This window comes from Thiocystis violacea (assembly GCF_016583575.1).
Lineage (GTDB): Bacteria > Pseudomonadota > Gammaproteobacteria > Chromatiales > Chromatiaceae > Thiocystis > Thiocystis violacea.
In genome coordinates, this window is the sequence record NZ_NRRG01000061.1 from 15,080 (window position 1) to 27,656 (window position 12,577).

The window sequence follows — 12,577 nt, forward strand, 5'->3', positions numbered from 1 at the left end:
AGCTTGTCGCGCGAACCGACCGCGCGTTCCATTGCTTTCGGCGTCAACACCCATGGCCGATCACGCGACATCGACCTCGAACGTGCTGCCCTTCGGGGGCAAAGAGACCAATTTGACCACGGCGATGCTACAGGATGCGGCCGCCATACTCGCCGTGTGCCGGGATCGGCTGGTCGACAGCGTCAGCGCCGTGTTCACGCGGCATATCGGACGCGCCAACGACGAATTCCTCGCCATGGCGGATCGGGCCTCCAGTCACGAGCACCAGCAGATCTGCTTCGGTGCCATGCATTTTCTCGCCAATCGCTCGCCGATCCTCTTGCAGCAATTCCGCAACGCCTATGTCGGCGCCTTCGATGCCAGTCTCGCGAGCCACGGAGCGGTTCATCCGCGCCCGCATGGTGGGCTTCCTGACGAACTCAGCCTGGTCGACGACGAAGACTTCGAGCAGGATCTGGCCCTCACCAAGCTTACGTCGCGCGCCGCCTTCAATTGCTCCCAGCAACTGGTCGCGCTCGACCGCAGACTCGCCGCCCTGCTGCGCGTGCCGCGCGTCAGCCAGGAGGATAACCCGCTTCATCCGGGCGCCCTCTACAAGGCCATGCTCCAGTCCCTGACTGAAATGGATGCGGGTCGTCAGTTGGCGCTCGCCCTGGTGCAATCGTTCGAGCGTCACACCTCGGCGGAGCTGCCCGGAATCTACGCGGAAATCAATCGTTACCTTGCCGAAACGGGGATTCTGCCCACCATTCCACTGTCGGCCCCCCAGGCGTCCACGGGAGACCAGGTCGGCGCGGGGATGGGCGGCGGCGGGGGCGGCGGATTTTCGCCTTCGGGCCAAGGGATCCATGGTCCTCCCATGGGGGGCGCTCCGATGGGTTACGGGGGTGTCCCAGGTCCGCCTCGTCAGACGAACGAGGACATCTTCGGGCAACTGCTGCGCGCCTTTCAGTCGCTGGCGACCGGCCCATCCGGCCCATCTGGCCCATCCGGCCCGCCTGGCTGGCCGGCGGCCGCGCCCATGGGCCAGGTTCCCGGCCAGGGTGCCGTGCCCCAGTCATTCGGCAGTCAGCAGCTCATCGAGGCGCTGGGCGACTTGCAGCGTGGGCATTTCGATCCGAGCGCCATGCCGGGGTTGGGCTCGGTCCGGATCGATCCCTTCGGCGGCAATGCCGTCCAGCAGATCCGCGCCACCCCGATGGCGAACTGGTCGCCTCCCATGGATGCCATGACCATGGACATCGTGGCGATGCTGTTCGACGCCATCTTCAACGATCCGGACCTGCCGGCCACGGTCCGCGCCGAGATCGCCAAGCTCCAGATCCCGGTGCTCAAGGTCGCGCTCCTCGACAAGAGCTTCTTTTCCGATCGGAAACACCCCGCGCGGCGTCTGCTCGACGCGATCGCGAACGCCGGCCTTGGCCGGGGTGAGAAGGACGGACCCCGGCTGCTCGCCAAGGTCAGCTCGGTGGTCGAGGAAATCGTCAAGGGCTTCGACTCCGATGTCCAGATCTTCGCCAGTCAGGTCGAGGGGTTGGAGGCGTTTCTGCGGGCCGAGGAGTCGAGCGCGCCAAGTCCGGCCAAGGATGTGCTCGGTGAACTCGCGCGGCGGGAGCGGCGGGAAGTCGCCGCGAGCCGGGTCGCCGCGGAGGTCGAGCTACGGGTCAATCGGAGTGGGCTGCCGGCCTTGATCGCGGATTTCCTGGATCGCCGCTGGCGCCTGGTGCTGGTGGATGTTTTCGTCCGTGTCGGTGACTCTGATCCGGAATGGGTCGAGGCCCTGCGGCTCATGGATGAACTGATCTGGAGCACCCAGCCCAAGACCAGCGCGCGCGAGCGCGATCGGCTGGTGCTCCTGCTCCCCGATCTGCTCAAACAGTTGCGCAACGGCCTTGGTCGGATGGAACTGGCCGACACCTGGGACGATTTCTTCAGCGAGTTGATCCAACTGCATGTCGCGGCCCTGCGCCGGGACGTCTCGCCCGAGCTGTATCCGCAAGGGGCCCGGCCGCCGGGTGGCGTCGAGGTGCCCTGGCGCGGCGCGGCGGCGAGCGAGCCACCGGAGGTGGGACCGAAGCCCCCGAGCGAATCGGCGGCGTCCGCGTCGGCGACCTTGAAGCAGGCGGCGATGCTTGCCGCGGACGATAAGTTCATGGGTCTGGTGCAGGCGCTCGAGGTCGGAGCCTGGGTCGAGTTCCAGAGTGTGCGCGGAACCCGCAACACCCTGCGTCTGAACTGGGTGAGTGAGTTCAAGCGCGTCTACCTCTTCACCAATCGGCAGGGCGAGAACGCCATGACCCTGGCGGCGGGCAGTCTCGCGGAGCATTTCCGCAAGGGAACCGCGCGTCTGCTCAGTCACAATCCCCTGACCGATCGCGCGGTGGCTCAGGTGCTGGAGAAGGTCATGCCCGCCAGCGCCGAGCCAGGCGCGGTATCTCGTCCGCGAGGCTATGCCTGGGAGTGAATCCCAGCGTCCGCCGGAGTTTTTCCGAGGAATACCAGGCATCGCCGGTCAGCTTCGCGAGCCCCTCCAGGGTCAGGGGCATGCACCGTCCCAGCAGACGTTCGGCGAGCGAGCCGCCGGCGGCCGCGCGGCGCAAGAGCCACGGCGGCACCGACCAGCGCGGGATGGGGCGATCCAGGGCGATGAGCGTTTGTTCATACATCCAGCGGGTCGAATAGGCTTCCCCATCGGTCGCGATATAGGTCTGGCCACCAGTCGCCGGGTGTCGGGCCATCAGCAGGGCGGCGGCGATGGCATCCTCGACATGAATCGCGGAGCGACGATTCGCGATGCGTGGCCAGGGCGGGAACCGCCCGGACGCCACCGCCGCGACCAGACGCGCGATGTTCCCCTTTTCGTCCAGCCCATAGACCATGGGCAGGCGCATGACGCTGACCTTCATCCCCGTCGCCGATCCCAACCCGAGCAGGCTTTGCTCGGCGGCGCGTTTGGCGCGGCCGTAGAGACAGTTCGGCGCGGGGACGCTGTCCTCGTCGGCCGGAGATCCGAGCGCGCCGACCTGATCGCCCATCGCCTTGACGGTACTGACGTAAACCAGTCGCTTAACCTGGGAGTCCCGCAGGGCGTCCGCGAGATTCGCGCTTCCCAGGGCGGTCACGGGCCAATGATCCGGCGCGTTGTAGAGGTCCGGCTCGTCGGGGCGCGGGGCATGACTCGCCAGATGAAAGACCGTATCCACGCCCGAGCCGATGCCGGCGAGGCGGCTCCCGGACCTGAGATCGGCCACCCGGATCTCTACCGCGCCCTCGGGCCAGAGTCGCTCCGCCACCTCGGGCGAGCGGGTCAGGACGCTCACCGCCTGACCCTCTTGCCGCAGGGCGGCCACCAGCCGGCGTCCCACCTGGCCGGTCGCGCCGGTCACCAGGACGGAGCCGAGATCGGTATCCCGCCCGGCCGTCATCGGGCGAATCTGGTTCCAAGCCAGGAGAACGCGCGCCCTGGACCCAGCCTCGCGGCCCGGAGGCCGAAGTGGAGCCAGATGCCCAGCACGACCAGGACACTGAATGGGCGGGGATAGCGCCCGTATTGGTGCTTACGGAAGAACCGCTCCATGCCGCGATGCTTGTGCCGCTCGACCGCGAGCGGCTGGCCGGTGCTACAGGCGCCCTTGTGGTGAATGACGCTCACATCCGGCACAAGGACGATCTTCCAGCCCTGCTCGCGGAAGCGCACGAACCAATCCAGATCCTCGCAGTGGAGAAAATAGCCCTCGTCGAGTGGGCCGACCTCGGCGAGCGCCCGCCGTGACACCAGCATGAAGGATCCGGAAATCGCCTCCACCTCGACCGGTTCCCTGGGCAGCGGCTCCCGACGGCGATCGAGCCGTCGCCCATCGCTCGACGGCATCCAGCGTTCCAGGCGCAGCAGGCGCTTGAGGGCGATCCAGGGATCTGGAATCGAACGGCGGCAAGCGACCTGCTCGGAGCCATCCGGATCGAGCACCAGACAGCCGACCATGCCGACCTCGGGATGTCCGTCCATGAAGGCGAGGAGGCGTTTCAGGGTGTCGGGCGCGATCAGACAGTCCGGATTGAGGAACAGCAGTCGCTCCGCGCGCGTCAGGGGAAGCGCCCGATTGTTGGCCTTCGCGAATCCGAGATTGGTGCCGTTCTCGAGGATGGTCAGGCGCGGATCCCCGGCGCTGGCTTGTCTGAGTCGGTCGAGACTCCCGTCGTGCGAGCCATTGTCGCTGACGATGATTTCAACCGCGATCTCGGACGCCAGGGCGGCGCTCACACAATCCGCGAGCAGTCCTCCGGCGTTGTAGTTGACCACGATCAGGCTGACCGCCGGGGTCGGTTCGGGCTGGGGGCTCACGACCCTGGCTCCAGTCCGAGTGCTTCCCGCACGGCCCGCTCCGCCGCCGCGAAGCTGAAGTGACGCTCCATCACCTCCAGGCCGCCCGCGGACAGACGCCGCCAGAGCACCGGATCCTCGTGGAGTCGGACCACGGCGTCGGCGAGCGCCTGGGCCTCGTCGGCGACGAGTACGGATTCGCCGTCGACCAGATGCATGCCCTCGATCGCCATGGTGGTGGCGACGACCGGGAGCCCGTGGGCGAGGCTTTGATTGATCTTGCCCTTGACGCCGGCGCCATAGCGCAGCGGCGCCACCGAGAGCTTGCAGCGCGCGAAGTAGGGCTCGACATCCGGGACATAATCTAGGATATCCACCCCCGCTCCGGCGCACGCCAGGATTTCGCTCGGCGGATCGGCCCCGATGACCTTGAGACGGAGATCGGGAATCCGCTTCAGGAGCCGGGGCATGACCTCCGTGCAGAAAAAGAGGACCGCGTCCCGGTTCGGCGGGTGCGAGAAGGCGCCGATGAAGAGGATGTCGCGCCGTTCCTCCGGCGGGTGCGCGGAGCCAAAGATGTCGTGGATGTTGGAGACCACCCGGACCTCGACATCCGGGGCCTCGATGGCGAGCAGGTCGCGTTCGGTCTCGCTCACGACCAGGGTCAGATCGGCCTGGCGCATCAGGTCCAACTCCTGACGCTTGCGCACCTCGGCGACCAGGCGCGTCGCCCGATCCCCGCGCAGTTCCGCCAGACGGCGCTCGCGCAGGAAATGCAGATCGACGGTGTCGAAGAGGATGCGCGTCCGGGTGCCATGGCGCCGCGCCGCGCCCATGACCTGGGCGGCGGCATCGGCCCGGCTCAGGATCACCAGGTCGTAGTCCTTGCCCCGGCTCGCCAGGTGGCTCGCGATGGAGCGCACGTAAGGCCGATAGAGAACCTCGACCCCCTGGCGCTGCAAATCCGCGACATAGGGTTGCGGCGCCTCCAGGTTGGCCGCCGCGAAGGTCACCTTGTAACCCAGTCCCTGGAGGATGCGGAAAAGATTGATCATCCGCAGCGAGCCGGACTCCCGATCGGGCGTGACCATGTAACTGTCGACCACCAGCACCCGCCCGCGGATGGCACGTTCCTTGACCTGTTCCAGGTTCTGGCCGCGTTCCCCGTGGCTGGCCAGTTCCCGAGCCCAGCGCCTTCGAAAGGTCTCGGCATGCGGGCGCTGGAAGCGTTTGAGCCCGGATTCGGCCTGCTCGTCGCGTCCCGCGCTGATGCCCTCGAAGTGCACCACCTTCGACAGCGGCTGGTAATAGACCTGATACCCCACCGCCCGCGTGCGAAAGGCCAGGTCGGTATCCTCGTAGTAGGCCGGCGCGAAGGCCGAATCGAAGCCGCCCAGACGTCGGAACAGATCCGCCCGAATCGCGAGCGCGGCCCCGGAGCAGTAGTCCACCGCGCGTCGATAGCTGTACTGGGGGCGGTTCGGATCGTCCAGATGACCATAATTCCAGGCCGATCCGTCGCTAAAGAGGATCCCCCCCGCCTCCTGCTGACGGCCATCGGGATAGATGAGTCGGCTGCCGACGATTCCGGCGTCGGGAACCTCGTCGAAGGTGCGCCGCAGGGCGTCGAGCCAGCCGGATTGGACCTGGGTATCGTTGTTCAGGAAGACGAGGATCTCGCCCCGCGCCTGGGCCGCCCCCCGGTTGCATGAGCCCACGAAGCCGAGGTTCTCGCGGTTGCGGATCAGATTGACGCCCGGATACAGGGCCAGACGTTCGGCGGTTCCATCCCCCGAGTCATCATCGACGACGATGACCTCGAAAGGCGTATCCGCGCCCACGCCGGCGAGCGCGGCCAGGCAATGCTGGGTGTATGGGAATTGATCGTGGACAGGAACGATGATCGAGGCGAGCGGCGGCTCGGCGAGAGGAAAGGCTACAGGGCGGAACGGCTCGTCAAGGACCAGCAGCCTGGGTGGACCCTTGACCGCGAGTGGCGTGGTTCGCAAACGCCGCCGGAGCTTGCGCAGCAGGACGCTCACCCCTTCCGTGCGCAGCACATGCAGGACTCTGGGCAAATAGCGAAACGTGATCTCGATGAGACCCGCGCCCTGGGTTCGCGCGATGGCCATTCAGTGAAACCCGCCTCTCGATCGGCGCCGGGTCCATGGCGTTTCTCCCTGGATCATGCCACGTCTCACCAGTCGATGGCCGCCTCGGAAATGTTCTGGAGCATGGCGGCGACCTTGGCCATGGCCGGACTGCCCTCGCGTTCCTGGCGCGCGACCTCCCGATGGACGAGATAGGTGGTGTCGGGGTCGTCCGCGCGTCGGTAGACGCTGATGATGAAGGGGCAGTTGACGATGCGTGCCGGATCCTCGGCGGTCATCTCGCGGGAGAGAAGGGCGCCGCAGAATTCGACGGATTGGGCCTGGGTGTAAATGCGTTCGTTCAGACCGAGATCCTTGCCCGTGCGCTCCAGCATGCCGCCCATGTCCATGACGTTGTTGATGTACATCCCCCGCTCCTGGATCGCGGCCTTGAGTCCATCGAGCACGTCCTCGAAAGCGGAATTACTGCGATAGAGGGCATAACCGCTGTCGGCGATCACGCCGGCGGATGCGATCCAGCAGCCCAGGAAACAGACAGCCGAGAACCGTGTCATGGCCATGACCTCCGAGCAGGTGCGCGTTGAACCCGTGATATTAACAGGGGAAGTCTCGGCGAGCGACGTATCCGCGCGGGATCGTAAAAAAGCCCCGCTTGACGGCGGGGCTTGATCGATTGGAATGGTGCGGTCGCTAGTATTGATTCATCGGTCGGAACGCGGGCGCCGACGGCCACTCCGGCGTCTGGGGACGCGGCTGACCCGACTGCCGCGACTCCAGTTCCTCGATACGGCGCTTGAGTGCTTCCACCTCGCCGGGATCGACCTTCGGTTGGGCGGCTGGCGCGGAGGGGGACATCGCGCCAGGTCCGGCGACCGGGGCGCCGCCATAGGGAGCGCCATAACCCGCGGGCGGCGCGCCAAAGCCCGGCATGCCATAGGGCGTACCGTAGGGCGACCCATAGGCGCCAGGGTAGCCGTAGCCGCCGTAGGGTCCGTCGTAGGATCCCCAGTTGGAATCATCGTAGCGATCGTTGTAGCGGTCGCCGCCATTCATCCAGCGGCTGGGGTTCATCATGTTGCCGAAATTGAAGGCTTGGCTCACGGGGGCATAAGCCAGGATCGCCGCCGCGCTCAAGGCCAGGATGGAAAGTGATTGCTTGGTATTGACAGACACTGACGTGAATCCTCCAGATAAATTTCGTTGTTTTCTGTCTCCCTGTCCTGGCCGAGCCGCTGTCGCCGATCGGCCAATGTCCATGATTCGGTGGCGTTTCAGCCGTGGCCGTGATGATGGTGGCCATGGTCGTCCCGCTTGGCTGGCGGGCGTGCCGCGTCCTTTCGGATGTTCGGGCGGATGGTGCGCCCGAGCTCCAGGCGAGAGCGCTGCGCGTGCAACTCGTCCCTCAGCCAGTGGAGCCAGGGTTCCAGGTCGCCGCCGGGGCGCGCGGAGACGGGCTCGAACGGGGCCGCGCTGGCCAGATCGCGCAGATAGCGCTCCGCGCGCTCGAGCTGGAACTCCGGCATCAGGGGCAGCAGATCCACCTTGGAGCAGAGCACCAGGTCGGCCGACCGGAACATGACGGGATACTTCGCCGGCTTGTCGTCGCCCTCCGGCACCGACAGCAGGATGACATTGCGATGCTGGCCCAGGTCGAAGCTGGCGGGGCAGACCAGGTTGCCGACATTCTCGATGAAGAGCACATCGATCCCGTGCAGGTCGAGCCGATGCAGCGCGTCGTGGACCAGGTGGGCATCCAGATGACAGGCGCTGCCGGTCGCGATCTGAATGGCCGTAACGCCCTTGGCGCGAATACGCTCGGCGTCGTTCTCGGTCTCCAGGTCGCCCTCGATCACGGCCATCCGGAGATCCTTGCCGAGCGCGTCGATGGTCGCCTCCAGCAGGCTGGTCTTGCCAGCGCCGGGCGACGACATGAGGTTCAGCGCCAGGACGCCATGGCCGTCTAAGTGCTCGCGATTGTGCGCGGCCTGATGGTCGTTCTCCGACAAGAGGCCCTGCAGGACGGTCACGGCGGCGCGTCCATTCTCGCTTCTGGCCTGCCCGCCCTCGCCGCGCACGAGGTGCTCGTTACCGGGCGTGATGTTACAGCCGCAACTGTTACACATTGAGGACGTCTCCCAGCGAAAACGTCAGTGTACGTCATCGCCAGTCGGAGGGTTAGTCCTTCCGGGACATAATCCAGGCCCGTCCGGCGGATCGGGCGGACTAACCCGGAGCCTCGCAGGCGCGCTTGCACTCGTTGTACCGATTGGCGCAATAGCCATAGAGATTCTCGGCGCAGGACCACCAGGGGTAACCGCAGTCCCCGGTCTCGCTCGCGGAGGCGAGGCACCAGCGATAATCCCGGAAGGACTTGTCGTAGCCGGCCTCGCAGCGACGATAGTCGTAGCGGGCATCGGCGTTGCAGCTTTCCTTGGTGAGGCGGCAGTCCTCCACGCAGCCGATCTCGGCGAACTGCTGGGGTAGCGTGGCATCGAGCACCAGTGGCTTCGCGCATCCGGCCAGCAGGAACAGCGACAGCAATCCGATACCGGCGCTCGCGCCGAGCCCCTGGATGGATCCCGAAGGCGAGAGCGGCAAACGTTGTTTTGAACCGATCATTTGTTCACTCCAGGTCGACAATGACTCTCGGGCCGCGTCCCCATGACGCATGATCCCGAACATCCGCACCGATGCCGCGCATTGTGCACGTTTAAGTATAAATCGCCACACCGACGACCCTGGATGGGGTTAAACTCCACTGTGATTCGATATCCATGGCTCAGTGGAGAAAGCTATGTTTCGATTGGTCGCCATCGCCGCCGGTTTATCCACCCTGCTCGGAGGTTGCGTCCTGTTGCCGCCCGCTCACCTGGGTGGAATCAGCACCAAGGTCGCTCCCGAGGACTATGGTCAGCGTCTGTGCGGACATCTGGATCTGGAGGACTACTCGGCCTGCCTGAGCCAGGTGCTGGAGTATTTCGAGACGCCTCGCTCCGACACCATTCCGGCGGGCCATTCGACATCCGGCCCAATCGCCGTGACCCTGGATGATAAGGTCTATATCGGTCACTACGATTCCTCTCCCCTGGCGTCGAGTTTCCGCGTCTCCAGCGGCAGCAACACCTGTAGCGGCGGCTACAGCGCCTTCGCGGGCTCGGTGGACGCGGTGTTCGACGTTTACTGCAATGACGGTCGCAGCGGCTGGGCCGATCTGATTCTGGCGATGGATGGGCGCAACGGCATCGGTCGGCTGGCGCTCGACGACGGATCCAAGGGCGGAATCGTCTTCGGCTACACGGCGCTTGGGCAGGCCGCGCCCTATCCCTATCGACCCTGAGCGTCCCTGGTCGAAGAGGCTCGCGCGAAGCGGAGCCCGGTTCAGCCTGGCCCGGACTGTCTGAGCTGCTGGGTCAGCTTCTGGATTTCACGCTGCATTTCCAGATTCTCGAACGGACGTAAGGCGGGCACCCGCCGATTCATGAGACCCTCCAGCAGCAGCCGGCTGGATCGGACCAGTCCCACCAGCTCGCCGGAGACACGCACCGTCTCATAGGTATTCCAGGCCGCCGCGATATCCTTTTCGAGTTCCTTCCGGGCCTGGCGTACCTGCTCGGCCTGATCCAGCAGATACTGCCGATAGATACCCGCCGCCTGGATCGTGAGTTGCTGGGCCTCCAGATTGCCTTCCAGCAGATCCTTCTTGCCGGGCGATTCATGCAGGAGCCGGCGGGTGTCGCCGGCGAGCGCCTGCGCCTGTCCGATGACGCCGTCGATCTGGGGTAGATACTGCTCGGCGATGGCCGTCTCGATTTGGGTGTGCATGCGGTCGAGCGACTTGAGCAGCACCACGTAGAGACCATAGTAGCGGCGCGCGCCTTGCAGATCCTCGCTACTTTGCTCGACCAGTGTCTCCAGTTGCAGCGTGATGGCCTTGACGTTATCGAATAGGATCCCGAGATCCACCATGTTGTCCCCGACCACGGTGGAAAGCAGGAATTCCAACTGCTCCTCGTCCAGTTCCAGGCCCATGCCGCGCAGTTCCTGGGCAAAATCCCACTCGACCTCGTCGATGTGCTGGCTGGCGCGTTTGATGTCGCGCTCACGGTTCGCGATCAGGGCGTCGTAATCCGACACCGTTTTCTTGAGCGTCGACTCGGTTGGCGCGGAGACCCGATTCTGGCGGTATTCGGTGATCTCGGCGCGCGCCCGGCCGATCTCCGCCTGGAGCGCTTGGATGCGCTCACGATGCTTGAGGGCGGGCGATACCGAAAGGATTTCCACCGCCTCGTCGAGCAGGGCCTCGATCTCGGCTCGATTGGAGCCTTGATCGATGCCGAACCAAGCCTTTTCCGGCAGCGTTTGCTGGCGCTCCTCCAGGGTCAGCGCCTCGTTCAATGTCGGCACCACGCGCTCCCAAACCTGGCCGAAGCCCTCTTCCTCGCCGGCGAGCAGCCCGCGTGCGTCATTCATCGCCTGTCCGGCGAAATCGCGCGATTGCTCCCACCAGCCGAACGCCTTGTCGCGGGTCTGGGTCCAAGGGGCGCCGGCCCCGTCGTTTGGCGCGTCCTCGGCGCCGATCGCTGGCGGGACGGGCAGCAGGCCGAGCGCAAGCCAGAGCAGGGCGGGAGTGGAGTTCAAGGTCATGGGCCGCCGATCCGGTTGTCGAAGTCGATTGAGTATCCGTGCATAGCTTGACGCCCTGGTGCCCGCTGTCAATCCGCTTGTCTCGTTTGTGTTCCCGGGGCGTCTTTGCTAACCTCCGCGCTCGCTCTCCGGCCTGGTCGGAGTGTCGATGCGTCATGGTGGCTCGCGTCGGTCCCCTCGCAACGTGAAACCGCGGACCCGGTCAGGCCCGGAAGGGAGCAGCCGCAACGGTGGAATCGTGTGCCGGGGTGTGGCTGGCGCGCGCCGCCGCCACCATCCAAGCATCGGTCCAGACATCGGGCGGTTCGGCCGGTATTTACTCACGCGGGCCAGGCGCTGGCTGATATACTCCCGCGCGGTCAATCGCTTCCATCCTCCATCGTTTCGGCCGATCCAAGTCGCGCATGTCCTATCAGGTGCTCGCCCGCAAATGGCGTCCCAAGTCGTTCGACGATATGGTCGGGCAGCAGCATGTCGTGCGCGCCCTGTCGAACGCGCTCGATCGCGATCAGCTCCATCACGCCTATCTCTTCACCGGCACCCGGGGTGTCGGCAAGACCACGCTCGCGCGCATCCTCTCCAAGGCGCTGAACTGCGAGCAGGGCGTCGGATCCAGGCCCTGCGGCGTCTGCTCCGCCTGTCGCGAGATCGATGGCGGTCGTTTCGTGGACCTGCTGGAAGTGGACGCCGCCTCGCGCACCAAGGTCGATCAGACCCGCGAGCTGCTCGATAACGTCCCCTATGCCCCGGCCAGGGCGCGCTTCAAGGTGTACCTGATCGACGAGGTGCACATGTTCTCCTCGCATAGCTTCAATGCCTTGTTGAAGACCCTGGAGGAGCCGCCGCCGCATGTGAAATTCCTGCTCGCGACGACCGATCCACAGAAGATTCCGGTCACGGTCCTGTCGCGCTGTCTCCAGTTCAACCTGCGTCGCCTGCTGCCGAACGAGATCCGCGATCGGCTCCAGCATGTCCTCGAAACCGAGGGTCTTGAGTTCGAGCCGGCCGCCCTGCCGCTGCTCGCCCGCGCGGCCGACGGGAGCATGCGCGACGCCCTGAGCCTGCTGGATCAGGCGATCGCCTTCGGGGGTGGACGTGTGCTCGAGGAGGAGGCGCGGGCGATGCTGGGGACCGTGAGCGGTGATCTGGTCCTCGATATCCTCGATGCCCTGGCCGCTTCCGAGGGAGCCCGCGTCCTGGCGGCGGTCGACCGCGTGGCGGCCATGACCCCGGATTTCGGCGAACTGCTGCGCGAGCTGATCGATCGGCTCCATCGTCTGGCCCTGATTCAGCAGGTGCCCGAGAGTCTGGCGCCGGACGATCCGGATCTGAGTCGGCTGCAGGGTCTCGCGCGGGCGCTGCCGCCCGAGGATATTCAGCTTTTCTATCAGGTGGCCCTGACGGGGCAATCGGATTTGCCGCTCGCGCCCGATCCGCGCGTCGGGTTGGAGATGGTGCTGCTGCGTGCGCTGGCCTTTCGTCCGGCGCCCATGGCGGGAGA

11 protein-coding genes and 1 other RNA gene are annotated in these 12,577 nt (G+C 65.7%); 4 read left to right on the top strand and 8 right to left on the bottom strand.

Going from position 1 to position 12,577, the window contains the following annotated elements; all coding sequences use genetic code 11:
• Positions 1-52: 52 nt before the first annotated feature.
• Complete coding sequence (locus CKO27_RS20515; RefSeq protein WP_200376787.1) at positions 53-2,464, top strand: DUF1631 domain-containing protein; 2,412 nt, start codon at positions 53-55, stop codon at positions 2,462-2,464.
• Here CKO27_RS20515 and CKO27_RS20520 read toward each other — a convergent pair.
• The 7 genes from CKO27_RS20520 to CKO27_RS20550 form a co-directional block, all read right to left on the bottom strand.
• Positions 2,403-3,425, bottom strand: coding sequence for an NAD-dependent epimerase/dehydratase family protein (locus tag CKO27_RS20520; RefSeq protein ID WP_200376788.1), 1,023 nt, complete (start codon positions 3,423-3,425; stop codon positions 2,403-2,405). The two genes, CKO27_RS20515 and CKO27_RS20520, sit on opposite strands and share 62 nt — an antisense overlap.
• Positions 3,422-4,342, bottom strand: coding sequence for a glycosyltransferase (locus CKO27_RS20525; protein WP_200376789.1), 921 nt, complete (start codon positions 4,340-4,342; stop codon positions 3,422-3,424). The genes CKO27_RS20520 and CKO27_RS20525 overlap by 4 nt, the downstream gene beginning before the upstream one ends.
• Complete coding sequence (locus tag CKO27_RS20530; protein ID WP_200376790.1) at positions 4,339-6,453, bottom strand: glycosyltransferase; 2,115 nt, start codon at positions 6,451-6,453, stop codon at positions 4,339-4,341. Before CKO27_RS20530 ends, CKO27_RS20525 begins: the two co-directional genes overlap by 4 nt.
• 65 nt (positions 6,454-6,518) lie before the next feature.
• Positions 6,519-6,986 carry a DUF302 domain-containing protein gene (locus CKO27_RS20535; protein WP_200376791.1) on the bottom strand — a complete coding sequence of 156 codons (468 nt, stop codon included), beginning with the start codon at positions 6,984-6,986 and terminating at the stop codon, positions 6,519-6,521.
• Between the two features lie 136 nt (positions 6,987-7,122).
• Positions 7,123-7,605: a hypothetical protein gene (locus CKO27_RS20540; RefSeq protein ID WP_200376792.1), complete on the bottom strand. Its 483-nt coding sequence runs from the start codon at positions 7,603-7,605 to the stop codon at positions 7,123-7,125.
• Positions 7,606-7,703: 98 nt separating this feature from the next.
• Positions 7,704-8,555, bottom strand: coding sequence for a hydrogenase nickel incorporation protein HypB (hypB, locus tag CKO27_RS20545; RefSeq protein WP_200376793.1), 852 nt, complete (start codon positions 8,553-8,555; stop codon positions 7,704-7,706).
• Between the two features lie 100 nt (positions 8,556-8,655).
• Positions 8,656-9,051 carry a hypothetical protein gene (locus tag CKO27_RS20550; protein WP_200376794.1) on the bottom strand — a complete coding sequence of 132 codons (396 nt, stop codon included), beginning with the start codon at positions 9,049-9,051 and terminating at the stop codon, positions 8,656-8,658.
• A gap of 175 nt (positions 9,052-9,226) precedes the next feature.
• Between CKO27_RS20550 and CKO27_RS20555 the strand changes: the two genes are divergently transcribed.
• Positions 9,227-9,769, top strand: a complete 543-nt coding sequence (locus CKO27_RS20555; protein ID WP_200376795.1) for a hypothetical protein — start codon at positions 9,227-9,229, stop codon at positions 9,767-9,769.
• 41 nt (positions 9,770-9,810) lie between these two features.
• On the opposite strand, the gene CKO27_RS20560 is transcribed toward CKO27_RS20555, so the two are convergent.
• A complete protein-coding gene (locus CKO27_RS20560; protein ID WP_200376796.1) occupies positions 9,811-11,076 on the bottom strand; it encodes an AAA family ATPase in 1,266 nt (421 codons plus the stop codon).
• Between the two features lie 166 nt (positions 11,077-11,242).
• Between CKO27_RS20560 and ffs the strand changes: the two genes are divergently transcribed.
• Together ffs and dnaX are read left to right on the top strand one after the other, a co-directional pair.
• Positions 11,243-11,339, top strand: an RNA gene (ffs, locus tag CKO27_RS20565) — signal recognition particle sRNA small type.
• Positions 11,340-11,480: 141 nt separating this feature from the next.
• Positions 11,481-12,577 (top strand): DNA polymerase III subunit gamma/tau (gene dnaX / locus CKO27_RS20570; RefSeq protein ID WP_200376797.1); only part of this gene is annotated, 1,097 nt, incomplete at its 3' end.